The organism is Celeribacter marinus, assembly GCF_965656515.1.
Taxonomy (GTDB): domain Bacteria; phylum Pseudomonadota; class Alphaproteobacteria; order Rhodobacterales; family Rhodobacteraceae; genus Celeribacter; species Celeribacter marinus_D.
In genome coordinates, this window is sequence record NZ_CBFHKW010000004.1 from 52,104 (window position 1) to 77,296 (window position 25,193).

Sequence of the window (25,193 nt, forward strand, 5' to 3'; positions counted from 1 at the left end):
TAGTCGCGTGTTGGGGGCCACGGGCGTGTGTTATCCGCCTCGATCCAGTTCTCAACCCATGCGGGTAGCGCTGGACTTTGCACATTCGGGTCTACGGCTTTCAGCAACTCGATCGGTGGCACCATGCGGCGATTTTGCGTGACTGCCCCACGAATAAGGACGTGATTGCAACACTCGCCCTTGGCGTTCCACATAGACTGCTCCATGTAGAGAAACTTGTCATCGAACCCGACAGGGCGCGTCACCATATCGATTTTTTGAAATATCGTGACGCGTTTGCGGTAGCGCACGGAGGCCCCAGCAACGGCCAATCCAAAACCACCCGCCCGCGCGGCCGCGGCCGATCCGTTGCGGATAGACATTGGTACGCGGCCCAAATCAAACAGGGTAAGTGTGCGCCCGTTGTTCAGCTCCATCCAAAAATCTATGTCCCACGGCAAACAATAATGCTGTGAGTGATGGGTTTCGAACAGACCAAGTTTTGGCGCGCGGCGAAACTTGAACGACTGATAAATCATACGGATAAATGGATACATTTCGCCACCATCATCGCGCCGCACTGCGGCGTCAACCGCGACGTTACGACAAACCTGAATTTGCGTCTCTCTTGCGCAAAGGACGTAGAGACCTTAGATATCTGCGGAACTTGAAACCGAAGGCGCACTCACATGATCTCACTCATCCAAATTCTACTTATGATCCTCGGGATCGTTAAATTTGTCATGATCGTACACATCATCATGAGTTGGTTGATCAACTTTCAGGTTCTCAATATGCGCCAACCCTTGGTCTTCCAAATTTGGGAAGGCCTATCGCGCCTGCTAGAGCCAATCTACGGTCCAATCCGTCGCCGCCTACCCGCGATGAACGGTCTCGATCTCGCGCCGCTGGTTGCATTCATCGCAATTTACGCGATTGAAACCATCATCCAAAATAACGCCTACCACTTCATGTAAAAAACACGGCACTTTGCGCGGCTTTTGAACGTCAGGGGCGAATGCCCCTTGAGGCCGCGCGCGCGCCGTGCGATTCTGCTCACAATCAAAAAGAGCAGTATTCATGGCATCCGACACCTCACAGGCGCTTTCCCTTTTGTCATCCGTCTTTGGCTTTGACGCCTTTCGACTTGGCCAAGCCGAAATTGTCGATGCCGTAGTGGACGGCAAAAACGTCCTTGCGATTATGCCAACGGGTGGCGGAAAATCTCTATGCTTCCAGCTTCCCGCGCTGTGCCGTGACGGCCTCACAATTGTCATCTCCCCCCTCATCGCCCTCATGCGCGACCAAGTCCAGGCGTTGCGCGCCGCAGGTGTCGAAGCGGGCGCCCTCACATCAGGCAACACCGATGAGGAAAACGATGCTGTATTCGCGGCACTCAATGAGGGGCGTCTAAAGCTACTTTATATGGCGCCTGAACGCCTCGCGTCTGGCGGCACCTTGCCGATGTTGCGCCGTGCGAATGTCTCTTTCATCGCGGTGGATGAGGCGCACTGTGTTAGCCAATGGGGGCACGACTTTCGACCAGACTATCTACGCATTGGCGATTTGCGCCGCGTCCTTGATGTCCCACTAGCTGCCTTTACCGCCACCGCCGACGAGGAAACCCGCGCCGAGATCGTCACACGCCTGTTTGACGGCGCTCAACCGGAAACCTTTTTGCGCGGGTTTGATCGTCCGAACATTCATCTCGCCTTTGCGGTCAAGGATAGTCCTCGCCGCCAGATCCTTGACTTTGCCGCGGCGCGCAAAGGCCAGTCGGGGATCGTGTATTGCGGAACGCGGGCGAAAACGGAAAGCCTAGCCAAGGCACTCACGGATGCCGGCCACCTCTCCCTCGCGTATCACGGCGGCATGGACCCCGAGATGCGCCGAGATGTTGAGCGCCGCTTTCAACAAGAAGACGAATTGATCGTCGTGGCCACCGTCGCCTTTGGCATGGGCATCGACAAACCCGACATCCGTTGGGTCGCACACGCCGACTTGCCCAAATCCGTCGAGGGGTATTACCAAGAGATCGGTCGCGCCGGTCGTGACGGGGCGCGGGCCGAAACCCTCACCCTGTTTGGTCCCGATGACATACGGTTTCGCCGCAGTCAGATCGACGAGAGCCCCGCGCCCTCGGAACGCCGCGCCGCCGACCATGCGCGCCTCAATGCATTGCTTGGGATTGCAGAAGCCCAAGTGTGCCGCCGCCAAAACCTGCTCGCCTATTTCGGAGAGACAACCCAGCCCTGTGGCACTTGCGATCTATGTGACACGCCCCCCGACCTGTTCGATGGAACCCAAGCGGTGCGCAAAGCACTCTCCGCAGTGTTGCGCTGTGACGAGGGTTTTGGTGCGGGGCACCTGATCGATGTGCTCATGGGAAAGATGACCGACAAAACGAAACAGTGGAGCCACGATCAACTCAGTGTGTTCGGCATCGGCAAAGAGTACGACAAACGCCAATGGAACGCCGTCTTTCGTCAAATGATGGGAGCCGATTTGGTGCGCCCCAACCCTGACCGCCACGGCGCGCTCTACATGACCGAACCTGCCGTGCCGATCCTCAAGGGCGAGGGCGAAATCACCTTGCGACGCGACACGATTGTGCGTGCGAAAAAGGATCCAATGGTGCGTTCTCTCGTGTCCGAAGAAGATGCACCGCTCTTGTCCGCGCTCAAGGCAAAACGCCGCGCCCTCGCCGAAGAGGCGCGTGTGCCCGCCTATGTCGTTTTTGCCGATCGCACCCTCATTGAAATGGCCGAGAAGCGCCCCGATACGTTGGACGCGATGGCCCGAATTGGCGGCGTGGGCGCGAAAAAGTTGGAGCGGTTCGGCGCTCTGTTCTTATCCGTCATTTTAGGTGCGAATGCGCCGGACACGCATCCCGCGCGGCGCAAGTTGGCATCATCAGGCGGCGGCGATTTATTCGACACCCTACAAGACATCCAAACGCGACTCAGCCGCGGGGAATGCGGCACGCTCAAGCCTGTCACACTCACCTCCGCCCAAATTGCACGTGTGGTCAAACAACGCCCCCGCGATCATGACGGATTGGTCCGCCTATTGGGCGACCGCCCCGCGGAACGGTTCGGAGACGCGTTTCTTGGCGCTATCGCGAACGGGTAATTACACGTTTATCTGAGCGGACGCACCTTGGTCTGCACGCATAACGTCGGACTCCATTGGTGTGTCATCCATGGGTGCGACCGGCTTGCAATCCATCGGATGCTCCATCAAAATACGATCAATAATAGCCGCTTTGCGGAGCGGTTTTGTCATGTAATAGTCTAGCCCGTGGGACAAAATTTCCTCTTCGTCCCCTGGCATTGCGTGCGCCGTCATCGCGACAATCGGAACATGTTTGCCGGTGTTGGTTTCGATATCTCGAATGCGGCGCGTTGCCTCTTTGCCGTCCACTTCGGGCATTGAGATGTCCATAAAGACCAGATCGGGATCAAAGCTTTGGTAGAGATCAATCGCCTCTTGGCCGTTGTTCGCAAAGACCAGATCAATATCTAACGCCTTGATCATTTTACCGAACACCAACTGGTTGGTCATGTTGTCTTCGGCCGCGAGAATACGCATGAGACGCGGCGCACTCACGTGATCTACATGCGCTACGTCATCTGGTAAATCGAGGGCGTTGGGCCTCTCAATCGGCGGCAATGCCGAAAGTGCACGGCATAATTCAGCGCGCAATAGAGGGCGATGGATTATCTCGATGTTCGCGTCAATCGGTGCCTTGGTCGTCCCGCTAGACACCATCAAAAGATGATTTGTCTCGACGCCCGCATCGCGTAACGCAACAACAAATGCGTCAATATCCTCAATCGCCTTTTGACTAATCAGGTAGGCGTCTGCCTGAACGGGCGCATCGAGCGCCGCCTGTTGTGTTGGATAGAGCGTTGTGGTGACGCCCAATGCCGACAATTGCTTAGTCAAAATCTGCGCATTCGCCTCAATGTCTTCGACGACAGCGACATCTTTAATCCATGCGGGAACACTATTTTCGTCGATTTCGGGGGCTGTCGCCATCGACAGGCAGAACCCAAAACAGGATCCTTCGCCCTCGATACTATCCACCCAAATCTCGCCATCCATCAAAGTGATCAACTCTCGCGTGATTGCGAGGCCAAGACCGGTGCCTTCGAACTTGCGATTCCGCTCGCCCTCAACCTGATTGAACTCGCCAAAGATATGGTCCCTGAACTGCGCAGGAATACCAATGCCCGTATCCTCGACCGAAATATGGACGCGTTGAGATGCGCCGTCGTTCTGCGGCACGCCAACAACGCGCACAATCACATGTCCTTCGCGCGTAAATTTAACCGCATTGCCGATCAGATTCGTCAACACTTGGCGCACCCGTCCCGGATCACCGACAAAACTGGTGGGCATGAACATGTCGTAATCAATGATCAACGAAAGCCCCTTTGGCGCGGCATTCGGTTGCAACAATACCAAAACATCATGAATGCAATGCTCTAGATCGAACACCTCGGGATGCAACGACAGTTTCGACGCTTCGATCTTGGAGTAATCGAGCACGTCATTGATCAGAGTTAACAACGCAGCGCCGCTGTTTTTGATCGTTTCAACAAACAGCAACTGTTCCTCGTCCAAATGCGTCTCTGCCAACAACTCCGCCATTCCGACCATGCCATTCATTGGCGTCCGGATTTCATGGCTCATATTGGCGAGAAAGGCCGATTTGGCACGGTTCGCGCTTTCCGCTCTGTACCGCGCTTTCTTAAGGCGCTCTTCGTACCGGATGGTACTCGTGATGTTCAGACCCAACGAAACCATATCGCCATCGCGCGACCGGCGATCGACCATTTTGATGTATTGGTTGTTCCATAACCGCACCGTTTGCGGCTCACGCGTGGCGGCGCGCCATCGCGTCACCGCCGCCTCGACATAGGCGTCCCGCGATAGATCACCGACATCAATAATCCCCTCTTCGACAGCCAGTCGGACGATTTCGGTGTAGGTAATACCGGGCTGCACATCCTCCAAATCGTCGAATACACGTAGATAGGCGGAATTGGCCGCGATCATGGTGTCAGAGGGATCAAACACCGCGAACCCATCCTGAATGGTTTCCAAGGAGTCCCACAAACGCCGCTCGGCAATCACAATCGCTGTGTTCGCCTTATCCAGATCGTCACGGGTACGCGAGTTTTCGACCTTTAGAAACTCGGCTTCCTCGCGCTTCTCGATGATCTCACCTGACAAGGACAACGCATGTTTCGACAGCTTACGATTCGCATCATAGAGCTCTGCTTGCTTGAGCTCTAACAAACGTTCCGCAGCCAAGCGGGCACGCCGCTCCTGTACGACCATATCGGGGTAATCCATCGCATGACCTCTTTGTCCCACACCCTACGCAGCGAGGGCTTTGGGATAAAATCGGTGGTCAGGGTGAAAAATCTCTTAACAGACTATCGAAAATTTCATGAAAACGGTTCACGCTTTAGGCGGTCACATGCTCGAGCGGCGCACGACCCGTCTGGGTGACAACTTCTTCATGACCATTCTCAATCACCAAGGCGGTCATCGGGCGGCCATATCCCGCCCCTGTATCAATATCGATGCGATTGCCAAAATGGGTCGGCGCATCCAGTGCGGTGTGACCATGCACGACCCGCAACGGCAGATGTCCGTGAAAATCAAGCCAACCTTCGCGAATCCAGATCAGATCATCCTCGTCTTGATCGGCAAGCGCCACCTTGGGATTGATCCCCGCATGAACAAACAGATAGCCCTCCCATTCATAGGTCAACGGCAAGCCCTCCAAAAAGGTCAGGTGATCGTCAGGCACCGCCTTTTTCGCGCGCATGTGAGCCAACTCGAACGCCCCATCCTCGGACTCAACGCCGTATGAGGCCAGTGTTGTCTGACCGCCCAAACGCGGGTCGAGCCATGAGAGGCCCGACTTGATCCGTTCATCATGGGCAATGCCAAAACGGGCAAAGCGCGTGAACATCCGGTCATGATTGCCACGGATCAACACCCATGGCTCACCGCGCTCAACCCCGTCTTTGAGGTATTGAATGACGCCACGACTGTCAGGGCCACGATCCGTGTAATCGCCAAGGTGAACGATCTGCGCATCCGCATCCCCGACCCGCGCCTTATCCGCCTCGATCCGCGCATGAGCGGCTTTGAGCATATCGAGTTGTCCGTGAATATCGCCAATGGCGTAAATGCGCATAGTATGTCCTTTGGTCCGTCATGCGGATGATTGCATCCGCCCGCAACACTACTATGGTTTTCTGGAGCAGAATGGAAAGGCGGAGCGACAAAATTGTTGGATCAATTTAGAGAATGGGCGCAAACAAGCGTCATCGTCATCGGTGCGGTTATGGCCCTGATGACCTATCGCCGTGACGCCAAACTGCGCCGCTCCGAATGGCTCTACCGCCTGTATCAACAGTTCTACGAGAACGATCGCTTTGACCCTGTGCGCCGGATCCTTGACTACGAACCCGAGGAGGAGATCCGGCAACTGTCCACCGATATCGACAACATGGATGGCACCGACTCCCACGAAGCTTTCGTGGACTATTTGAACTTTTTCGAATTCATCGCCGTGCAACTCAAGAACAAAAACATCCGCCGCGATGAGGTGCTTGATATGTTTGACTACTACATTCGCCGCTTAGGCGATCATGCCTTTGTCGTCAGCTACATGCGCAAATACGGCTATGAGAACCTTGATCATCTCGTCACATCTTTGGCGCCGAAAAAATGACCCACCCACATTCAAAAATGGGCGATCATCTATTTGTCTATGGCACTCTGATGCGGGCGATAGAGGACAACGATATGGCGCGGCTCCTGCGCGAGAATTCGACCCACCTTGGCGCGGCAACAATGCAGGGCCGCCTGTATACGGTAAGCTATTATCCGGGGGTTATAGACAGTGACGCCCCCACCGACATCGTACATGGGGACCTGTTTCGGCTTGGCAAAAACGCCGCAGACGTGATTGATCAGCTCGACCTTTATGAGGACATAGGCCCGCCCTTTGAGCCACCATACGAATACCGCCGCGAATTGCGCACGGTGCATCATGGCGGCGAGACGTGCCAAGCGTGGGTCTATATGTACAACTGGCCGCTAAACGATAATGCCCAAATACCGGACGGTAAATTTCGCACCTGATTTGGCATCAATACCGCCACGAAAAAGGCCGCCACAATCGGGCGGCCTTCGTCATATTTCGGTGGTGATCGCTTACGCTTTGAAGTGAAGCGGACGCACGTGTTGGAACAACCCGCTATCCTTGAGCGCTTTTACAGTTGTCGCCTTGATCGGGGTGTCGAGGAATGTCACAGCAATCGCATCGCCACCCGGTGCCGCACGGCCCAAGGTGAAGTTGGCGATGTTTTCATCGTGTTCGGCCAAGAGCGTACCGAGTTTGCCAAGGATACCGGGGACGTCTTGGTTGGTGGTGTAGAGCATGTGCTCGCCCACCTCGGAATCGATGGTGATGCCTTTGATCTGGATGAAACGCGGCTTGCCGTCCGAAAATACAGTGCCCGCGATGGTGCGGTACTTTTCAACGGTTTGGATGTCGAGCTTGATATAGCCGTCAAACGTGCCTGTTGCGTCTTGGGTGGTTTTGGAAATCTGGATGCCGCGCTCTTTGGCGATCACAGGTGCGGACACCATGTTCACGTCAGGGTTCGAGGCCTGCATGATGCCCGCAACAACCGCTGCTTCCAGAGCTTTGAGGTTCATCTCGGCGGCCACACCGTCGAACGTGACGTTGATTTCCTTGATCGCCTCATCGGTAACCTGACCGATAAAGGATCCGAGGTTTTCCGCCAAAGTGACCCATGGGCCCATAATTTTGGCTTCTTCGGCGGTCATGGATGGCATGTTGAGCGCGTTCTCGACCGCGCCGTCGAGCAGGTAGTTGGACATTTGCTCGGCCACTTGCAGCGCCACGTTCTCTTGGGCTTCCGATGTGGACGCGCCAAGGTGCGGCGTGCAAACAACGTTCGGCAAACCGAACAACACGTTTTCTGTCGCAGGCTCAACCTCGAACACGTCAAGGGCGGCACCCGCGACATGACCGGATTTGAGCAATTCGGCCAAAGCTTCTTCGTCAATGAGACCACCGCGCGCACAGTTGACAATGCGCACACCTTTTTTGGTCTTAGCGAGGTTTTCAGCAGAGAGGATGTTGCGGGTGCTATCGGTCAGCGGCACGTGCAAAGTGATGAAATCGGCGCGCGCAAGCAACGCATCCAATTCAACCTTTTCAACGCCCATCTCGATGGCGCGCTCTTCGGACAGAAAGGGATCGTAAGCGATGACTTTCATTTTCAGGCCACGTGCACGGTCACACACGATACCGCCGATGTTACCCGCACCGATCACGCCAAGCGTTTTCGCCGTCAACTCGACACCCATGAATTTGGATTTTTCCCATTTGCCGGCATGCGTGGATGCAGAGGCCTCGGGAATTTGACGGGCAACGGCGAACATCATCGCGATGGCGTGTTCGGCTGTGGTGATCATGTTGCCAAACGGCGTGTTCATGACAATCACGCCCTTTTTGGACGAGGCTTCTTTGTCGACGTTATCGGTGCCGATACCTGCGCGACCGACCACTTTGAGGTTGGTTGCATGCTCCAAAAGTGAGGGCGTCACTTTGGTCGCAGAACGGATTGCGAGACCGTCATATTTACCGATCACGGCAGCAAGCGCATCTTTGTCTTTGCCAAGTGCGGGGAGAAAATCAACTTCGATGCCACGGTCACGGAAAATCTGGACGGCGGTTTCGGACAGGCTGTCGGAGACGAGAACTTTGGGGGCCATTGGGCACACTCCTTGGATCGAATGAAATTGGGTTGGGAGGGTCGCGGGCGATGTCGCCCGCGATAATATCCGGATGAAATTCCCGCGTCAGATTGACCTTTTGCCCGACGAAAGTCCGACGAAAAGCCGACGCGGTGCCGACACCCTTATTGGGCTGCGATTTCAGCCTCGAACGCGTACTCAAGCCACGGCATCAACGCCGCCACATCAGCCGTTTCAACAGTGCCGCCACACCAGATCCGAAGACCCGCAGGCGCATCACGGTACGCCCCGATATCAAGAGCGACACCCTCGACCTCAAGACGTTTGGCAACCGCTTTTGCAAACGCTGCACCGTCCTGAATTCTGTCGTCGGTGAACTTCAAACACACAGAGGTGTTCGACGCCGTGGCCGGATCATTTGCGAGGTTTGCAATCCATGGTTTGGCATCGCAGAAATCCCAAATCACTTTGGCATTTGCGGTTGCGCGCGCAATCAAACCCTCAAGACCGCCGACCGATTTGGCCCAGTCAAGTGCGACCAGATAGTCCTCAACGGCCAGCATCGATGGCGTGTTGATCGTCTCGCCCTTGAAGATGCCATCAATCAGTTTTCCGCCTTTGGTCATGCGGAAAATCTTTGGCATAGGCCATGCAGGCGTGTAGCTTTCAAGGCGCTCGACAGCACGCGGGGACAAGACAATAATGCCGTGCGCCGCTTCGCCGCCAAGTACTTTTTGCCAAGAGAATGTGGTGACGTCGAGTTTGTCCCACGGCAGATCCATCGCAAACGCGGCAGACGTCGCATCGCAAATCGTCAGGCCGTCGCGGGCTGCGGGGATCTTGTCACCGTTCGGGACGCGCGCACCAGATGTGGTACCGTTCCACGTGAAAACCACGTCTGTGTTAAAGTCGACCGTATCGAAATCAACGATATCGCCGTACTCGGCCGTCATCACATCAGCGTCGATTTTGAGCTGTTTGACCACATCCGTGACCCAACCCGCACCAAAGGATTCCCATGCAACCATCGTTGCTTTACGTGCACCCAAAAGCGACCACATAGCCATTTCAACCGCACCCGTATCCGAGCCGGGAACGATACCGATTTTGTAATCTTCTGGGATGCCGAGAATCTCGCGGGTCGTCTCGATGGCGGCCAACAGCTTGGCTTTGCCAACAGCTGCACGGTGTGAGCGGCCAAGGGGCGCGTCAGACAGCAGATCGAGCGAAAATGTAGGGATTTTGGCACAAGGGCCAGACGAAAAACGCGGGTTAGCCGGCCGCGTGGCCGGAGCTTGAATAGCCATTGCTGGTATCCTTCCAGATATAAGCCTCTCGTTGGGGAGAGGTGTCCCATCGCCGCGTTTAATTGCTTTCGATGAGTCTGGCAACGACTTGTTCGCGGGTGCGGCAAAATAGTTGCCCATTGGTAAGCGCGCCATTAACAGGGTCATCAGACTTGGATGGCGCGCCGCGCGTGCCGACTACCTTTGGAGAGCTTGCACCCATGTATGTTGTCACCCTACTCACCGCCCCGTCCCATCCATCGCTCTCACGTGAGGCCGTGGAGGCATTACGCAATGCGTGGGGCGGGGGCGATGCACAGTGGCTGGCCACAGGAGAGGCCGCCGAATTTCCCGTCGCCGACATGCCGCCCAACCGTTGGGACGTATGGGATGCGCTGCAAACCCAAGGGATCGACCTAATCGTCCAGCCCGTCGAGGGGCGGCGTAAAAAGATGCTGTTGGCCGACATGGACAGCACCATGATTGAACAAGAGTGCATCGACGAGCTCGCCGATGTGGCGGGGGTTGGCGACCATGTAAAGGCGATCACCGCAAAGGCAATGAACGGCGAACTGGATTTCGACGGGGCGCTGACCGAACGCGTGGCCTTGCTCAAAGACCTTCCAGAAAGCGTCATTCAAACGGTGATCGACGAGCGCATTACATTTATGTCTGGCGGACCTACATTACTCGCCACAATGAAAGCAAACGGTGCCTATGCGGCCCTCGTCTCGGGGGGCTTTACTGCCTTCACGGGCTATGTGGCCGAGGCGCTCGGGTTCGACGAAAACCGCGCCAACACGCTGTTGGTCGAGGGCGGCAAACTCGTCGGCAAACCGGGCCTGCCGATTTTGGGGCGCGAGGCGAAAGTCACTGCACTCAAAGAGATCACCGCCCGCCTTGACCTGTCACATGACGATGTGATGGCCGTGGGGGACGGGGCCAATGATCTGGGCATGCTTGAGATCGCGGGCGCGGGCGTGGCGCTGCACGCGAAACCCTCCGTTGCGGCGCAGTGCGATATTCGTATCAACCACGGCGACCTGACCGCATTGCTCTATATCCAAGGCTACGCCAAAGACGAATTCGCAGGCGCATCCGCATGATGTTTGAGGTCTCAGGCGACCTTCTTTTTCTTTTGATCGTAGCCGCTTTTGCTGCGGGGTTTATTGACTCCATCGCGGGCGGGGGTGGGTTGATCACGGTGCCTGCTTTGTTGCTCGCGGGCATTCCCCCCGTCACGGCCCTCGCCACTAACAAAGTCCAAGCGTTGTTCGGGTCGGGCATGGCGGCGGTCAACTATGCGCGGGCGGGTTATGTGGATGTGCGCCGCCAATGGGTGGCCGCGGTGATCTCGTTCGCGGGGGCCTTGATCGGCGCTTTGTTTGCGTCATCGCTTCCCACCGATGTGATCCGCTTGGGCTTGCCCGTGTTGCTCATCAGTGTGGCGTTGTTTTTCGCGTTCAAAAAGGGGCTTGATGATGTGGACCGCGTGCAGCGCATCACGCCGCTCTTGTTTACAGCTGCCTTTGTGCCGCTGATCGGGTTTTACGATGGCCTCATTGGCCCCGGGACAGGCGCGTTTTTCATGATCGGGTTTGTAACCCTCGCGGGCTACGGCATCCTAAAGGCCACCGCTCACACCAAGCTGCTCAACTTTGCCTCCAATATCGGAGGGCTCACGGGATTCTTATTGGTGGCAAAACCGTTCTGGATGCTTGGCTTGGCAATGGGCGCGGCACAGGTTGCGGGGGCCTACGTCGGATCGACGCTTGCCTCCCGCATCGGGGCAAAACTCATCCGCCCCGTGTTGGTTGTGGTCTCAACCGTTCTTGCGTTGAAATTACTTTGGGATCTGATCTGACCTCAGACGGGAAAACCTGCGGCGAGTTTGACCTCACCCGTAACAAGGCCCGCAAAGTTTTTGATCTCGGGATTGAGATACTTACGGACAACTGGATCATTGGCGTCTAGCGCGCCCAGCTTCACCAAAAGCCCCGCAATCGCGCATTCCGAAGCACGCGTAGCCCCATCGGTGATTTTAAGCGCCACGCCCAACCCTTGGTCGGGAAGGATGGCGGTGAACACGCCCTCGGCCCCTGTTTTGATCGTCACTTTGCCTTTGGCCGCACGCATCAATTCGGTGCACGCGCGCCCCTCACCCGCAACCAGATCGGGATGCAAACGCATCGCTTGGTGCAAACGCAATGCCGCTTGTGACAAGGCATCGCCATCCTCACGCGCGCCCGCAAAATAGCCCATCGCCCGACCAAGGCCGCGCATCGACGTGGCAAAATTTGGCGCGGAGCAGCCATCAATCCCAAACCCCGGTGAGGTTTCGCCCGTCACCGTCTCAAAGGCGTCGAGCGCAGATTTTTGTACGGGATGATCAGGATGCACATAGTCAGGACCGGCACCGAGGTGTTTGGACAGTGTCAAAAACCCGCAATGCTTGCCCGAACAATTGTTATGCACACGGCACGGGGTTTCATCGGCCTTAAGCAGAGCGCGGCGAGACTGTTTGCCCATCGGTTCCTGAATGCCACAAATCAAATCGTCATCGGACAGGCCCAACGCGCCAAGCCATGCTCGCGCTTTGTCAGTATGGATTTTATCACCGTTATGCGAAGCGCACGAAAACGCCAATTGATCGACCGTCAGACCCGCTGCATCCGCAGCACCAGACGCCACAAGCGGCAAGGCTTGGATCATCTTGACCGATGAGCGCGGCAGGATCACCGTGTCTAGGTCGCCCCACCCATCAATGACTTCTCCAGCGGCATTACAGACAACCGCCATGCCTGTATGGCGGCTTTCCGCCACAGGGCCACGCCAGATATCAACCATTTCCACAACACGGTCTGCCATCTTAAAATCTCTCCCAATCACGTTTCAGCGAATTTCTGCCAAGGGGTCTTTCCCAATTTGACGGTTTTACGCTACTGTGCCAATTGAGTATTTAACGGGCCCATCATGTCAGAACCGCAGCTAAAGACAGCGGAGGCGTATCGGTAACGGGCCGAGATAGCTAGAGGCAGCGAAATATCCATGTTCCATTCCATTAAGAAATTCGTCCTTGGTGCGACATTCGCACTCGCCGCAACAGTGGCATTTGCACAAGAAAGCAGCAATCAAGTGGCGTCAAATACCGACTGGTACGTGTTCCAAGAGGGCACGCAATGCTGGGCGGTATCGAAACCCAAAGAGACTGTGAACACCGATAGTTCGGGCCGCATCAAATCCGTGCGGCGCGGCGAAATCCTAATGTTCGTGTCCTATGCCCCATCAACGGGCATAAAGGGACAGGTTTCATTCGCGGGCGGCTACCCGTTTGCCGGTGGCTCCGAAGTGACACTCGAAATCGGTGGCACAAAGTTTGCACTCTTCACCGAGAACGAAACCGCGTGGGCTGTCACACCCGAGGATGACGCGAAGATCGTCGCAGCCATGAAACGCGGCGCGGCAGCATCCTTGTCAGGGTATTCGGCACGCGGCACCTACACCAAAGACACTTTCTCGCTCTTGGGCTTTACAGCTTCGGTTGAAGATGCTGAAAAACGCTGCGGCGGGTAACACCTTTGCGCTACGTCTGAAAAATTTCGGCCTCGCTGATACAGCGGGGCCTTTTCCTATGGCTTCCTTTGGTTGCAAAAATCCTGTAGAAGCCGCGCCAACTCACCACGAAAAAGAGATATGACATGGCCCCCAGCGCACCTATCACGCCGGACATTTTGACTATTCCGCGCAAAGACAGCGACGGGCAGAGCGGCAAAATCAATTTTGTCGGCTTGTCACGTGACCAAATGCGCGCGCTCCTTGTTGAGCACGGCACGCCTGAAAAGCAGGCAAAAATGCGCGTTGGTCAAATCTGGCAATGGATCTACCAATGGGGTGTGCGCGACTTTGAAGAGATGACAAATCTCAGCAAAGCGTTGCGAAGCTCACTTTGTGAAGCGTTCGAGGTTCGCATACCCGAGGTGATTTCAAAACAGGTGTCCGACGATGGCACCCGCAAATACCTTGTGCGGATCAATGGCGGCCACGAGGTCGAGGTGGTCTACATCCCCGAAGACAACCGTGGCACGCTCTGCATTTCGTCCCAAGTTGGCTGTACGCTAACCTGTTCGTTCTGCCACACAGGCACCCAAAAACTGGTACGCAACTTGACCCCTGCCGAGATTGTCGGCCAGGTGATGATGGCGCGCGATGACCTTGGCGAGTGGCCCGAAAAAGGCGAGCACAACGAGGGCGAAGCGCGTCTTTTGTCCAACGTTGTATTGATGGGTATGGGTGAGCCACTCTACAATTTCGAGAACGTGCGCGATGCAATGAAGATCGTGATGGACGGCGAGGGCATCGCCCTTGGTCGTCGTCGCATTACACTGTCGACATCTGGCGTTGTGCCCGAAATTCACCGTACGGCAAAAGAGATCGGCTGCTTGCTTGCCGTGTCATTCCACGCAACCGAGGATGCGACACGCGATAAGTTGGTCCCGATCAACAAGCGGTGGAATATCGAGGCTCTGTTAGACGCGCTGCGCGAATATCCCAAGGCGTCCAATTCCGAGCGGATCACCTTTGAGTATGTGATGCTCAATGGCGTGAACGATAGCGACGAAGATGCGCACAGGTTGGTCAGATTGTTGGACGGTATTCCATCGAAAGTGAACCTGATCCCGTTCAACGAATGGCCGGGTGCGCCATACACACGCTCGTCAAACAACCGCATTCATGCCTTTGCACGTATCTTGATGGCCGCGGGCTACGCCTCGCCAATCCGCACCCCACGCGGCGAAGACATCATGGCGGCCTGTGGGCAACTGAAATCCGCAACAGAGCGGGAACGGAAATCGCGGGCACAAATTGCGGCCGAGACTGGATCTTAACAGACACTTAGGATTTCGATAACGGCACCTTAACCACGTGGGTCCATCATATCTGTATGGACCCGCATCAAATCAGAATCACACCCGACATTGGACCGCGCCACGCCTTGGCTGCGCGGCCTTTGGGTTTGTCGCCGCCCCTTCCGACCAAACAGCATACCCTCGCCGCTTGGCTGCGCCACGACTTTGCTCTTGCGCGGACCTGGGACGACCTGCACGCGGCCCTGATGGCACGCGGCTATGCACTCGATCTGGGGCGTAAATCCCTAATCTTGCAAACTCTGAGCGGTCAAAAATTGTGGAGCGTCGACGACCTAGGCCAATCTTATGCGAGCCTTACACACCGTTTCGGTGCGGCCCTCCCGCAAAACTCACAACTCACCCCCATAGCGGAACAGATCGAATCTACCCCGCGTATACTCTAAGAACTTTCTCAATATTGAGGTCTACATGGAACAAATTACGCTCTTTTTGCCCAAAAATACCGTTGAACTCATGCACATTATTGCACGTCAAAACGGTGACACCATCGGTGGCATTCTGCAGGATATGGCGATGGAGCGCTATATGAAAGACCGCATGAACCTGCGTCACACGGCGATCGTGATCGACGGCACCAAAAGCCATACCGAAGCCTTATGATGCCGTCATCTCACGCCAATTGATCAGCGACCCGGCAGGGCGTCACGCCGCCCTTCGCCGTAATCCCACGCATCGATTGCGGCAATCGCCTCCTCTGCGGTCTCGACAAACCGAAACAGATCAAGGTCATCACGCGAGATCGTACCTGCATCGGCCAATGCGTCCCAGTTGATGATCTTTTGCCAAAACTCACCACCGAACAGCACGACTGGAATGCGGTTCATGCGTCCTGTTTGGATCAGGGTTAGGGTCTCGAACATCTCGTCCAGCGTCCCAAACCCACCGGGGAACACCGCCAAAGCTTTGGCGCGCATCAAGAAGTGCATTTTGCGAATAGCAAAGTAATGAAAGTTGAAACACAGGTCTGGCGTCACGTATTCGTTCGGGGCCTGCTCATGCGGTAACACGATGTTGAGACCGATAGAGACCCCGCCCGCATCAACCGCACCACGGTTGCCCGCCTCCATCACGCCGGGACCACCACCCGTAACGATAACATCCTCACGATGCCCGTTCTTTTTGGCGCGCTCCGTCATGAGCCGCGCAAAAGTTCGCGCCTCATCGTAGTATTTGGACAAATCCGCCAATGTTTTGGTCTTTGCGCTTTCTTTTTTCGCAGGCTCTGGAATGCGTGCGCCGCCGAACATCACAATGGTACTTTCGACACCGTATTCCGCCATCATCATCTCGGGCTTGAGCAATTCAAGTTGTAGGCGGACGGGGCGCAATTCATCACGGCACATAAAATCGACATCGGAAAACGCCAACTTATAGGCGGGCGCCCGGGTTTGTGCGGTATCGGGCGTGTGCTGTGCAGTCTCCATATCCGTATGGCTATCGCGAAGCGGGTGACGGCGAAGAGGGTGCTCGGGGGGATTGGACATGACATGTCTCACTTTTTTACTCGTGCGTTTCAATTGTCGCGGGCGACGCTCTCGCGTTGCGAAAGCGCGTCGCACAGACTATAGCCACCTGCAACAGATATTCCATGACACTTGGGAGACGCACATGTCCAACGCACAACTTGAAACCGCAATCGAATCCGCATGGGACGCTCGTGATACCATCACGGCCGCCACAACAGGCGAGACACGCGATGCAATCGAGACAACTTTGAACGCCCTAGATAGCGGCAAACTCCGCGTTGCTGAAAAGTTGGAAAACGGCGATTGGCACGTCAACCAATGGGCAAAAAAGGCTGTATTGCTTGGCTTTCGAATCAAAGACATGGAACTGCACGATGGCGGCCCGCAAGGGTCCGGTTGGTGGGACAAGGTCGATAGCAAGTTCAAAGGTTGGGGCGAGGCCGAATGGAAAGCCGCCGGCTTTCGTGCCGTTCCCAACTGCGTAGTCCGCAAATCCGCCTATATCGCACCGGGCGTTGTTCTGATGCCATCATTTGTAAACCTCGGCGCGCATGTCGGTGAGGGCACAATGGTAGACACATGGGCCACCGTTGGCTCCTGCGCCCAGATCGGCAAAAACGTCCACCTCTCGGGTGGCGTAGGTATCGGTGGCGTTCTTGAGCCCATGCAAGCTGGCCCTACGATCATCGAGGACAACTGCTTTATCGGGGCGCGCTCCGAAGTTGTTGAGGGCTGCATCGTTCGCGAAGGCTCTGTTTTGGGAATGGGCGTCTTTATCGGCCAGTCGACAAAGATTCTCGACCGCGAAACAGGCGTTGTGACATACGGCGAAGTGCCGCCGTACTCCGTTGTTGTCGCCGGTTCTATGCCCTCGAAAAACGGTGTGAACCTATACTGCGCAGTTATCGTCAAACGCGTTGATGAGCGCACGCGCTCAAAAACCGGAATCAACGAGTTGCTCCGTGACTGAGGCGCCCAAGAAAAAGCCATCGCGGCAAAAAGTCTACACTCTCCTCGTCCAAATAGGACGCAAGGAGGGTGATGGCTTGCCCATAGGTGCGACAGGTGGTGCGTTGATGATCTACGCGTCAGGTGTAGACGAGGCCGAGGCCGTCCGTGAAACGGTCGCCGTTCTAAAAACGGCGGATGTGGCGCCACTGGATGTTACAGGCTACGGCACGCTTGAGGAGCGCCTTTCTGAAGGGCACGACATTTCGGATGATGAAAAGGAGCTCATGCAACGTGCACTTGACGAAAACTCCGTGATCGTCGCACAAATGACACCCTTTTTTGACGACGAAACTCACTCTGACTGAGGGCATATAAGTCCTCAGTCAACTTGACCCCATACTTGCATTTGTCATCCCGCGCCCACCGCGCTAACCCTGTAGTAATGACAGGGAGCCGACATGACACTTGATCCGATCCAACTTTCCGCCGACCTCATCCGCTGTGAATCCGTGACGCCCATTGAGGGTGGCGCGCTACAATTGCTTGAACGCGTTTTGTCCGGCGCAGGTTTTCAGTGCACGCGCGTCGATCGCAACGGCACCGCCAACCTTTTCGCGCGCTGGGGTGACAAATCCGAGCGCACACTCGGGTTTAATGGCCACACGGATGTGGTGCCCGTCGGGGATGCCGCCGCATGGACGCACGCGCCGTTTGGCGGCGAAATTTCTGGCGGAATATTGTGGGGCCGTGGCGCGACCGATATGAAATCTGGCGTGGCCTGTTTCGTTGCAGCCGCTGTGGATCATGTGACACAACACACGCCCAAAAGCGGCTCCATTGCCATTGCCATTACCGGCGACGAAGAGGGCGATGCAACGGATGGAACTGTGGCGCTATTGGAGTGGATGGAGGCCAATGGCGAGCGCATGACAGAGTGCCTTGTGGGCGAGCCGACCTGTCCGAATACAATGGGCGAGATGATGAAAATCGGTCGGCGCGGGTCGCTCACCGCGTATTTCACTGCGACAGGCATCCAAGGGCACGCAGCTTACCCCCATCGTGCAAAAAACCCTGTGCCTGCAATGGCGCGCCTGATTGATCAGTTGTCCAACCACACGCTGGACCAAGGGACCGCGCATTTCGACGCATCCTCTCTCGTGGCGACAACATTTGACACAGGAAACACTGCAACAAATGTGATCCCCAGCCAGTGCAACGCAACTGTCAACATTCGGTTTAATGATGCTCACACCGGCGCAGAATTGACCACTTGGTTAGAGGCAAAAGCTGCCAAAATGGCAGAGGAAACCGGCATTGAATTCGCGGTTCGCGTCACAATATCTGGCGAAAGCTTCGTAACCCAACCCGGATATTTTGTTGATATGCTGGCCGCAGCGGTCGAGGCCGAGACGGGGCTCAAACCTGAGCTGTCGACATCTGGCGGTACATCCGATGCGCGGTTTATTCAAAAACATTGCCCTGTGGTCGAGTTCGGATTGGTCGGAAAGACCATGCACCAAGTCGACGAGCACGTTCCCGTGGAACAAATCACGCAACTCAAAAGCATTTATGCGCGTCTGATCAAAGACTATTTTGCATGACAATTCTGATTTCAAAAACCACAGATATCGATGCGTGCCTTTCTCTTCGCCTAGAGGTGTTTGTCCGCGAACAAATGGTGCCGGTGGATGAGGAACTTGATGATCTCGATCCCGTTTCCACTCACTTTTTGGCGCAAACAGAAGATGGGCAAAATGTCGGAACGGCGCGTGTTTATGAACAAGGCCACATCGGGAAAATCGGACGCGTGTGTGTTTCAAAATCACATCGCGGAACAGGTTTGGGCAAACGCCTGATCGAAACATGCCTGACCGATTTACGCACGCGTCCTCACATCACACAGGCCAAACTTGGCGCGCAAAACCACGCCATTTCGTTTTACCAAAACTTGGGGTTTCGCGTTATTGGTGGTGAGTACATGGATGGCGGCATCCCTCATCACGACATGATGCGCGCGCTTTGAGACAAAAGCTCGTCCTCATGGTCAAGGAGCCACACCCGGGTCGCGTAAAGACCCGATTGGGGCGAGACATCGGATATGTTGAGGCCGCACACTGGTATCGCACCGAAGCGTTGCGGACCATACGGCGCTTGCGTAGCCCCAAATGGGATTTGATTCTCGCGGTCTCTCCCGACAACGCCGGGCAATCAAGTCGCGTTTGGCCCGCCCATGTTCCACGTATCGCACAGGGGCATGGAGACCTTGGCAAGCGTATGGCGCGCCTGTTACGAGCGTTTCACCCGCACCCAACCTGTATCACAGGCTCGGACATTCCCACAATTCGACCACATGATATTGAGACCGCCTTTCGCGGCTTAGGGTCTCATGATGCTACGATTGGGCCATCGCCCGATGGCGGCTATTGGCTAATTGGGCTCAAAAACACCCGTGCAGTTCCATCCGGATTTTTGAACAATGTACGTTGGTCATCACATTTTGCCCGCGTAGACACGCTCGAAAGCTGCCCTGATTTAACGTGGCATATTGGGCGTACTCTCAATGACATCGACACACGCGATGACCTGATCGCATGGATGCGCGAAAACGCGGATTCGTAGCCCTCGTTTCTCATGGTGCCTTTAAATTGGCCGTGGTAGATTACCTCATGAATAAAATTCCAACAAAAGCCGAAATTCAAAACTGGATTTCACAGCACCCGACTCAGACGTCAAAGCGCGATATAGCGAAAGCCTTTGGCATAAAAGGGGCTGCGCGTATCGACCTGAAACGCATTTTGAAGGAGTTGGAAGCCGAAGGGCACCTCACCAAGCGAAGCAAGACCTACCGAGACCCGGACAAGCTTCCACCCGTTTCTGTTCTCGCCATTCTAGGCCCTGACAAGGACGGCGATCTGTTCGCGCGGCCACTTGAGTGGACGGGAGACGGGCCAGAGCCGCGCATTCTTATGGTAGTGCGTGAAGAAGATTCCGCCCTTGGCGAAGGGGAGCGGATCCTCGCAAAACTACAAGAGATCAAAGGTGAGGATCACCAGTATCAGGCCCGCTTGATCCGCAAAATCGGCACGAACCCACACAAAATTCTCGGTGTATTCCGAAAGTCTGCCGAAGGCGGGCGTGTTTTGCCGATCGACAAAGGGTCGAACAAAGACTGGCTGGTAAAGGCTGGCAATGAGGGTGGCGCAAAAGACGGCGAATTGGTCGAGGCGGAACAGGCAGGGCCCACAGGGCGCATGGGATTACCGGTTGCGCGGATTGTGACACGGCTTGGCGATCCCACGGCACCCAAAGCGGTCTCATTGATCGCCATCCATCAGCTGGGTATTCCAGACGACTTTCCTGATGCCGTTATCGACGAGGCTGACGCCGCCACACCCGCCGATTTGACCGGACGCGAAGATTTGCGCGATGTCCCATTGGTCACAATCGATCCTGCGGATGCACGAGATCACGATGACGCTATTTGGGCGGAAGCTGATGGTGACCCGAACAACAAGGGCGGTTTTATTCTTTGGGTCGCGATTGCTGATGTTGCCCACTATGTGACCCCCGGATCGCAGCTTGATCGCGAAGCGTGGACCCGTGGAAATTCGTCTTATTTCCCTGATCGCGTTGTGCCGATGCTTCCAGATCGCTTGTCCGGAGATCTGTGCTCACTGCATGAGGGCGTGCCGCGCGCATGTCTCGCAGTTAAAATGACCATCGACGCCCAAGGCAAAAAACTCAAACACACCTTCTTGCGCGGGTTGATGCGGTCCGCCGCCTCCCTGAATTACGCCGAAGTCCAACAGGCGCGTGATGGTGCACCAAACGAGAAATGCGCCCGCCTCATGGAGAGCGTTATTGATCCGATCTATCAGGCCTATGACGCATTGAAGAATGCACGAAGACTGCGGCAGCCGCTTGAGCTTGACCTGCCAGAACGCAAAATCATTCTCGGTGAGGATGGGCGCGTCAAATCCGTGAATTTTGCAGAACGGTTTGATGCACATAAACTAATCGAAGAGTTCATGGTGTTGGCAAATGTGTCTGCCGCCGAAGAGCTCTTTCATCGCAATCGGCCTTTATTGTACCGCGTGCACGAGGAGCCGTCAGACGAAAAGCTAGACGCCCTACGAGAAATCGCTGGTGCATCCGGCTTCACATTGGCCAAAGGTCAGGTGCTTCATACCTCGCACCTCAACAGGTTGCTCGCACAGGCCGCAGGCACGGATCAAGACGACTTGATCAACATCTCGACGTTGCGCTCCATGACACAAGCCTATTACCACCCTGAAAACTTCGGGCACTTTGGGTTGGCGCTGAGGTCATATGCACACTTTACATCACCCATTCGACGCTATGCCGATTTGATCGTTCACCGCGCTCTGGTGTCGGCTCACGGATGGGGTAAGGATGGCCTTTCGCCTGACGAAATTGATCGCCTTGAGGTCACCGCCAAACACATCTCGGAAACCGAGCGCCGCTCTATGACGGCTGAACGCGATACAACCGATCGGTATCTTGCATCATACCTGAGTGAACGGATCGGCGACGAAATGGCGGGGCATATTTCCGGCATCCAAAAGTTCGGACTGTTTGTAAAACTCGATGAAACTGGCGCTGATGGTCTGGTTCCCGTGCGCTCGATTGGCCGCGAATTCTTCGTATTTGATCCCGAGCGTCAAACGCTCATGGGATCAGACACCGGCGTCACACTTGCCATTGGTCAAAGCGTATTGGTCAAAATAGCAGATGCCAGCCCCATCACCGGCGGGTTAGAACTAGAACTTTTGCAAGTAGAGGGCGAAAATATGCCCGGTGGCGCACGCCGCGGCGCGTCAAAATACAGGTCACGCAAACATGGAAAAAACAAAGCCAAACAGGACAAAGCGCGCAAAAAGGTAGTGCGGCGCCGCCACTAGCGAACTTTCGCCCAGAGAGATGAAATGCGTTATGATCTCATCCGTTTCGGGTTAGTGTTTTAGAAATTAGTAACACGTGTATAGGTGCGAAATGTCGTTTCGAAGTGCTTTGTTTGTTAGCTTAACGGTCCTGCTTGCTGGTCAAGCGGGTTCAGCACAACCTGTAGGCTCTGTTACGCCGCATACGTTCTCAACGGAGACTTCTCTTTTGCAATTTGTTTCGACGACATCCAACGCCGGCTTTGATCGTTGGATTGACGCCTTTAAAGCACGAGCAGCGCGTGAGGGCATATCTCAAACGGTCCTGACCCGCGCATTTACAGGGATCGACTACAACGAGAGCGTTATCGCCAAGGATCGCAATCAGTCCGAATTCACCAAGCAAATTTGGGACTACCTCGATAGCGCGGCCTCACCCACGCGTGTTAAAAACGGCAAAGCAGCGATGCGAAAGCACGCCAAAACCCTCGCCGATATTGAGGCGCGGTTTGGTGTCGATAAACATGTTGTTGCCGCAGTTTGGGGATTGGAAAGTGCCTACGGGGCAACGCGTGGCGACATTCCAATCATCGAAGCCCTCGCAACATTGGCCTATGATGGGCGGCGCGGCCGGTTCTTTGAGGCGCAACTCATTGCCGCGCTCCAAATTTTGCAATCTGGCGACACAACACCGCGTAATATGACAGGCAGTTGGGCGGGAGCGATGGGGCATACCCAGTTCATACCAACGTCCTTTCTCGCCTTTGCCGTTGACGGTGATGGAGATGGAAAACGCGATATTTGGTCAGACGATCCAACGGACGCTCTCGCGTCAACAGCCGCATATCTTGCACGTCACGGATGGAACAAGAATCAGCCATGGGGCGTCGAGGTTCGGCTGCCACGCGGATTTGACTATGGCTCTGCTCGGCGCGAAAACATGCGCTCCCCATCGGACTGGGGTTCAATTGGTGTGGTCGGCATGAATGGCCAACCGGTCCCGAATTACGGGGCCGCATCAATCCTTTTGCCCGCAGGCGCACAAGGGGCCGCGTTTATGATTTTCGAGAATTTTCGCGTAATCGAACGCTACAACAAAGCAGACGCCTACGTGATTGGCGTCGGCCATTTGTCGGACCGTCTCAAAGGTGGCGATCCAATTCAGGCCTCGTGGCCTCGCGGATACAACCCTTTATCATTCAATGAGAAAAAACAAATGCAGCGCATTTTAAAGCGCAAAGGGTTCTTGGACGACAAGGTCGACGGAATTATCGGACCAAATTCGATCAACGCGATACGGAACTTTCAACGCTCGATTGGCGTCACTCCTGACGGCTATCCATCACAAACGCTCTTGGGCCAGTTGCGTTAATAGACCGCGACAAACCTGCTATCTAGGCTAGATGCGCACTGAACTCTTCGACAACGCGTTCATAAATACCGCGTTTGAACGGGACAATACTATCGATGAGCGCGACACGGTCGGACCATTTCCATTTGGAGAACTCGGGATGGTCGGTGGCGATCTGAATATCGGCATCTGTACCTGAGAACGTCATCAAAACCCAAAGCTGCTTTTGGCCTCGGTATTTGCCTTTCCAGACTTTGCCCAACAACTCATCTGGCAAATCGTAAGTTAGCCAATCGGATGTCTCGGCAATCACCTCAACTGCGGATGATTCTATACCTGTCTCTTCCCAAAGCTCTCTTAGGGCCGCATCGCGGGGTGCTTCGCCGGCGTCGATCCCGCCTTGGGGCATTTGCCACGCGCCAGGGGTATCAATACGCTCACCGACAAACACTTTGCCCTGCGCATTGATCAAGACCACACCGACACACGGGCGGTAAGGTAGCGTGCTCGCATCTATATTTTTCATCGTAGACTTTCCCAAAACGGATAGCAAAACGGGACGCTCTATGAGCGCCCCGATGCCACATCAATCGCTAATCTTGGAGAGACCGCGCAACAGATCAAGCGCGTATGCAAGCTGGAAATCCTCGTCCCGCAACTTCGCCGCTTCGTCTGCTATCGCACGTTCCTCTTCGATCTTCTGAATCTCGTCTTCCGTCAGGCTGTCATTATCAAGCGCCCCTCGCAAATCGGATTCAGATCGGAAACGTGGTGCCGCCTCTTCGGTGGGAGCCTCTGACTCGGGCGCCCGCGACGGCTGCTCCACGACAATGTCAGGTGAGATACCCAACGCCTGAATGGATCGGCCTGATGGCGTATAATACCGAGCGGTGGTCAAACGCATCGCGCCTCTTGACCGCAATTGCATGACGGTTTGAACCGATCCTTTTCCGAACGACTTGGTTCCGACAACGATGGCGCGGTGGTGATCTTGGAGTGCGCCAGCGACAATCTCAGACGCAGATGCCGACCCGCCATTGATCAAAACAACGATTGGCTTGCCTTGAGCCAGATCGCCGACCTCTGCGGTCACCCGCTGGCTATCATCGGCGAGGCGACCCCGCGTGGATACAATTTCGCCCTCGTTGAGGAACGCATCGGACACCATGATGGCCTGATCCAAAAGGCCGCCCGGATTGTTCCGCAAATCAATGACGACGCCGTCAATGTTGTCAATCCCGTCGAGTTCCTTAGCACTCTCTTTGAGACCTTCCTCAAGGTTCGGGTATGTCTGGTCGTTGAATGTCGTCACTCTTAGAACAACGGAATTTCCTTCAACGCGCGACCGTACAGCCGTTAATTTTATCGTGTCACGCACAATGGAAATGTCGAACGGCTCGTCCAGACCTTCGCGCACCACAGTAATAATAATTTCAGAGCCAACAGGACCGCGCATCAAATCGACGGTTTCGTCTAGATTCATTCCTAGAACGCTGTCGCCATCCACATGT

Annotated in this window: 26 protein-coding genes; 17 read left to right on the forward strand and 9 right to left on the reverse strand. The window is 55.4% G+C overall.

What is annotated here, in order from left to right:
* Positions 1-536: acyl-CoA thioesterase (locus ACTG34_RS01845; protein ID WP_439103344.1), on the reverse strand; the 536-nt coding region annotated here is incomplete at its 3' end.
* A gap of 132 nt (positions 537-668) precedes the next feature.
* On the opposite strand from ACTG34_RS01845, the gene ACTG34_RS01850 reads away from it, so the two are divergent.
* On the forward strand, positions 669-956 hold the full coding sequence (locus ACTG34_RS01850) for a YggT family protein (protein ID WP_439103345.1): 288 nt from the start codon (positions 669-671) through the stop codon (positions 954-956).
* A gap of 103 nt (positions 957-1,059) precedes the next feature.
* On the forward strand, positions 1,060-3,111 hold the full coding sequence (gene recQ / locus ACTG34_RS01855; RefSeq protein ID WP_439103346.1) for a DNA helicase RecQ: 2,052 nt from the start codon (positions 1,060-1,062) through the stop codon (positions 3,109-3,111).
* Here recQ and ACTG34_RS01860 read toward each other — a convergent pair whose 3' ends face one another.
* Both ACTG34_RS01860 and ACTG34_RS01865 read right to left on the reverse strand, forming a co-directional pair.
* Positions 3,112-5,343, reverse strand: a complete 2,232-nt coding sequence (locus tag ACTG34_RS01860) for an ATP-binding protein (RefSeq protein ID WP_439103347.1) — start codon at positions 5,341-5,343, stop codon at positions 3,112-3,114.
* 115 nt (positions 5,344-5,458) lie between these two features.
* Entirely contained in the window at positions 5,459-6,199 is a 741-nt protein-coding gene (locus ACTG34_RS01865; protein WP_439103348.1) for a metallophosphoesterase family protein, read from the reverse strand.
* A gap of 96 nt (positions 6,200-6,295) precedes the next feature.
* On the opposite strand from ACTG34_RS01865, the gene ACTG34_RS01870 reads away from it, so the two are divergent.
* Positions 6,296-6,739 carry a DUF4760 domain-containing protein gene (locus ACTG34_RS01870; RefSeq protein ID WP_156320739.1) on the forward strand — a complete coding sequence of 148 codons (444 nt, stop codon included), beginning with the start codon at positions 6,296-6,298 and terminating at the stop codon, positions 6,737-6,739.
* Complete coding sequence (locus ACTG34_RS01875) at positions 6,736-7,152, forward strand: gamma-glutamylcyclotransferase family protein (RefSeq protein ID WP_439103349.1); 417 nt, start codon at positions 6,736-6,738, stop codon at positions 7,150-7,152. Before ACTG34_RS01870 ends, ACTG34_RS01875 begins: the two co-directional genes overlap by 4 nt.
* Before the next feature lie 72 nt (positions 7,153-7,224).
* On the opposite strand, the gene serA is transcribed toward ACTG34_RS01875, so the two are convergent.
* Both serA and ACTG34_RS01885 read right to left on the reverse strand, forming a co-directional pair.
* Entirely contained in the window at positions 7,225-8,817 is a 1,593-nt protein-coding gene (gene serA / locus ACTG34_RS01880) for a phosphoglycerate dehydrogenase (protein ID WP_439103350.1), read from the reverse strand.
* 146 nt (positions 8,818-8,963) lie between these two features.
* Positions 8,964-10,106, reverse strand: a complete 1,143-nt coding sequence (locus tag ACTG34_RS01885; RefSeq protein WP_439103351.1) for a phosphoserine transaminase — start codon at positions 10,104-10,106, stop codon at positions 8,964-8,966.
* Positions 10,107-10,306: 200 nt separating this feature from the next.
* On the opposite strand from ACTG34_RS01885, the gene serB reads away from it, so the two are divergent.
* Positions 10,307-11,191 (forward strand): phosphoserine phosphatase SerB, encoded by an 885-nt coding sequence (serB, locus tag ACTG34_RS01890; RefSeq protein ID WP_439103352.1) that lies wholly within the window; start codon positions 10,307-10,309, stop codon positions 11,189-11,191.
* Positions 11,191-11,949 (forward strand): TSUP family transporter, encoded by a 759-nt coding sequence (locus ACTG34_RS01895; RefSeq protein WP_439103372.1) that lies wholly within the window; start codon positions 11,191-11,193, stop codon positions 11,947-11,949. Before serB ends, ACTG34_RS01895 begins: the two co-directional genes overlap by 1 nt.
* 2 nt (positions 11,950-11,951) lie before the next feature.
* Here ACTG34_RS01895 and ACTG34_RS01900 read toward each other — a convergent pair whose 3' ends face one another.
* Complete coding sequence (locus ACTG34_RS01900; RefSeq protein WP_062217769.1) at positions 11,952-12,953, reverse strand: asparaginase; 1,002 nt, start codon at positions 12,951-12,953, stop codon at positions 11,952-11,954.
* Between the two features lie 180 nt (positions 12,954-13,133).
* Here ACTG34_RS01900 and ACTG34_RS01905 point away from each other — a divergent pair, with 180 nt between their 5' ends.
* From ACTG34_RS01905 to ACTG34_RS01920, 4 genes are all read left to right on the forward strand, one after another.
* Entirely contained in the window at positions 13,134-13,658 is a 525-nt protein-coding gene (locus tag ACTG34_RS01905) for an invasion associated locus B family protein (RefSeq protein WP_439103353.1), read from the forward strand.
* 125 nt (positions 13,659-13,783) lie between these two features.
* On the forward strand, positions 13,784-14,971 hold the full coding sequence (gene rlmN, locus ACTG34_RS01910) for a 23S rRNA (adenine(2503)-C(2))-methyltransferase RlmN (RefSeq protein WP_439103354.1): 1,188 nt from the start codon (positions 13,784-13,786) through the stop codon (positions 14,969-14,971).
* A 56-nt stretch (positions 14,972-15,027) separates the two neighbouring features.
* On the forward strand, positions 15,028-15,396 hold the full coding sequence (locus ACTG34_RS01915) for a hypothetical protein (RefSeq protein ID WP_439103355.1): 369 nt from the start codon (positions 15,028-15,030) through the stop codon (positions 15,394-15,396).
* A 25-nt stretch (positions 15,397-15,421) separates the two neighbouring features.
* Positions 15,422-15,613, forward strand: coding sequence for a hypothetical protein (locus ACTG34_RS01920; RefSeq protein ID WP_439103356.1), 192 nt, complete (start codon positions 15,422-15,424; stop codon positions 15,611-15,613).
* A 23-nt stretch (positions 15,614-15,636) separates the two neighbouring features.
* On the opposite strand, the gene ACTG34_RS01925 is transcribed toward ACTG34_RS01920, so the two are convergent.
* Positions 15,637-16,497 carry a TIGR00730 family Rossman fold protein gene (locus tag ACTG34_RS01925; protein ID WP_439103357.1) on the reverse strand — a complete coding sequence of 287 codons (861 nt, stop codon included), beginning with the start codon at positions 16,495-16,497 and terminating at the stop codon, positions 15,637-15,639.
* 124 nt (positions 16,498-16,621) lie between these two features.
* On the opposite strand from ACTG34_RS01925, the gene dapD reads away from it, so the two are divergent.
* From dapD to ACTG34_RS01960, 7 genes are all read left to right on the forward strand, one after another.
* A complete protein-coding gene (gene dapD / locus ACTG34_RS01930) occupies positions 16,622-17,449 on the forward strand; it encodes a 2,3,4,5-tetrahydropyridine-2,6-dicarboxylate N-succinyltransferase (RefSeq protein ID WP_342843081.1) in 828 nt (275 codons plus the stop codon).
* Positions 17,442-17,795 carry a hypothetical protein gene (locus tag ACTG34_RS01935; RefSeq protein WP_439103358.1) on the forward strand — a complete coding sequence of 118 codons (354 nt, stop codon included), beginning with the start codon at positions 17,442-17,444 and terminating at the stop codon, positions 17,793-17,795. The genes dapD and ACTG34_RS01935 overlap by 8 nt, the downstream gene beginning before the upstream one ends.
* Before the next feature lie 93 nt (positions 17,796-17,888).
* Entirely contained in the window at positions 17,889-19,031 is a 1,143-nt protein-coding gene (gene dapE, locus ACTG34_RS01940) for a succinyl-diaminopimelate desuccinylase (RefSeq protein WP_439103359.1), read from the forward strand.
* Positions 19,028-19,453: a GNAT family N-acetyltransferase gene (locus ACTG34_RS01945; RefSeq protein WP_439103360.1), complete on the forward strand. Its 426-nt coding sequence runs from the start codon at positions 19,028-19,030 to the stop codon at positions 19,451-19,453. Before dapE ends, ACTG34_RS01945 begins: the two co-directional genes overlap by 4 nt.
* A 17-nt stretch (positions 19,454-19,470) precedes the next feature.
* Positions 19,471-20,049, forward strand: coding sequence for a TIGR04282 family arsenosugar biosynthesis glycosyltransferase (locus ACTG34_RS01950; RefSeq protein WP_439103361.1), 579 nt, complete (start codon positions 19,471-19,473; stop codon positions 20,047-20,049).
* Between the two features lie 47 nt (positions 20,050-20,096).
* Positions 20,097-22,352, forward strand: a complete 2,256-nt coding sequence (rnr, locus tag ACTG34_RS01955) for a ribonuclease R (protein WP_439103362.1) — start codon at positions 20,097-20,099, stop codon at positions 22,350-22,352.
* Positions 22,353-22,443: 91 nt separating this feature from the next.
* On the forward strand, positions 22,444-23,703 hold the full coding sequence (locus tag ACTG34_RS01960; protein WP_439103363.1) for a lytic murein transglycosylase: 1,260 nt from the start codon (positions 22,444-22,446) through the stop codon (positions 23,701-23,703).
* A 22-nt stretch (positions 23,704-23,725) separates the two neighbouring features.
* Here ACTG34_RS01960 and ACTG34_RS01965 read toward each other — a convergent pair whose 3' ends face one another.
* Both ACTG34_RS01965 and ACTG34_RS01970 read right to left on the reverse strand, forming a co-directional pair.
* On the reverse strand, positions 23,726-24,208 hold the full coding sequence (locus tag ACTG34_RS01965; RefSeq protein ID WP_439103364.1) for an RNA pyrophosphohydrolase: 483 nt from the start codon (positions 24,206-24,208) through the stop codon (positions 23,726-23,728).
* Positions 24,209-24,268: 60 nt separating this feature from the next.
* The coding region (locus tag ACTG34_RS01970) for a S41 family peptidase (protein WP_439103365.1) at positions 24,269-25,193 on the reverse strand (925 nt) is incomplete at its 5' end.

What these genes read in the sequence shown, in the direction of transcription:
- ACTG34_RS01850 (WP_439103345.1), top strand. Translation starts at nt 669, where the DNA reads ATGATCTCACTCATCCAAATTCTACTTATGATCCTCGGGATCGTTAAA.
- recQ (WP_439103346.1), top strand. Translation starts at nt 1,060, where the DNA reads ATGGCATCCGACACCTCACAGGCGCTTTCCCTTTTGTCATCCGTCTTT.
- ACTG34_RS01860 (WP_439103347.1), bottom strand. Translation starts at nt 5,343, where the DNA reads ATGGATTACCCCGATATGGTCGTACAGGAGCGGCGTGCCCGCTTGGCT.
- ACTG34_RS01865 (WP_439103348.1), bottom strand. Translation starts at nt 6,199, where the DNA reads ATGCGCATTTACGCCATTGGCGATATTCACGGACAACTCGATATGCTC.
- ACTG34_RS01875 (WP_439103349.1), top strand. Translation starts at nt 6,736, where the DNA reads ATGACCCACCCACATTCAAAAATGGGCGATCATCTATTTGTCTATGGC.
- serA (WP_439103350.1), bottom strand. Translation starts at nt 8,817, where the DNA reads ATGGCCCCCAAAGTTCTCGTCTCCGACAGCCTGTCCGAAACCGCCGTC.
- ACTG34_RS01885 (WP_439103351.1), bottom strand. Translation starts at nt 10,106, where the DNA reads ATGGCTATTCAAGCTCCGGCCACGCGGCCGGCTAACCCGCGTTTTTCG.
- serB (WP_439103352.1), top strand. Translation starts at nt 10,307, where the DNA reads ATGTATGTTGTCACCCTACTCACCGCCCCGTCCCATCCATCGCTCTCA.
- ACTG34_RS01895 (WP_439103372.1), top strand. Translation starts at nt 11,191, where the DNA reads ATGTTTGAGGTCTCAGGCGACCTTCTTTTTCTTTTGATCGTAGCCGCT.
- ACTG34_RS01900 (WP_062217769.1), bottom strand. Translation starts at nt 12,953, where the DNA reads ATGGCAGACCGTGTTGTGGAAATGGTTGATATCTGGCGTGGCCCTGTG.
- ACTG34_RS01905 (WP_439103353.1), top strand. Translation starts at nt 13,134, where the DNA reads ATGTTCCATTCCATTAAGAAATTCGTCCTTGGTGCGACATTCGCACTC.
- rlmN (WP_439103354.1), top strand. Translation starts at nt 13,784, where the DNA reads ATGGCCCCCAGCGCACCTATCACGCCGGACATTTTGACTATTCCGCGC.
- ACTG34_RS01915 (WP_439103355.1), top strand. Translation starts at nt 15,028, where the DNA reads ATGGACCCGCATCAAATCAGAATCACACCCGACATTGGACCGCGCCAC.
- ACTG34_RS01920 (WP_439103356.1), top strand. Translation starts at nt 15,422, where the DNA reads ATGGAACAAATTACGCTCTTTTTGCCCAAAAATACCGTTGAACTCATG.
- ACTG34_RS01925 (WP_439103357.1), bottom strand. Translation starts at nt 16,497, where the DNA reads ATGTCCAATCCCCCCGAGCACCCTCTTCGCCGTCACCCGCTTCGCGAT.
- dapD (WP_342843081.1), top strand. Translation starts at nt 16,622, where the DNA reads ATGTCCAACGCACAACTTGAAACCGCAATCGAATCCGCATGGGACGCT.
- dapE (WP_439103359.1), top strand. Translation starts at nt 17,889, where the DNA reads ATGACACTTGATCCGATCCAACTTTCCGCCGACCTCATCCGCTGTGAA.
- ACTG34_RS01945 (WP_439103360.1), top strand. Translation starts at nt 19,028, where the DNA reads ATGACAATTCTGATTTCAAAAACCACAGATATCGATGCGTGCCTTTCT.
- ACTG34_RS01950 (WP_439103361.1), top strand. Translation starts at nt 19,471, where the DNA reads ATGGTCAAGGAGCCACACCCGGGTCGCGTAAAGACCCGATTGGGGCGA.
- rnr (WP_439103362.1), top strand. Translation starts at nt 20,097, where the DNA reads ATGAATAAAATTCCAACAAAAGCCGAAATTCAAAACTGGATTTCACAG.
- ACTG34_RS01960 (WP_439103363.1), top strand. Translation starts at nt 22,444, where the DNA reads ATGTCGTTTCGAAGTGCTTTGTTTGTTAGCTTAACGGTCCTGCTTGCT.
- ACTG34_RS01965 (WP_439103364.1), bottom strand. Translation starts at nt 24,208, where the DNA reads ATGAAAAATATAGATGCGAGCACGCTACCTTACCGCCCGTGTGTCGGT.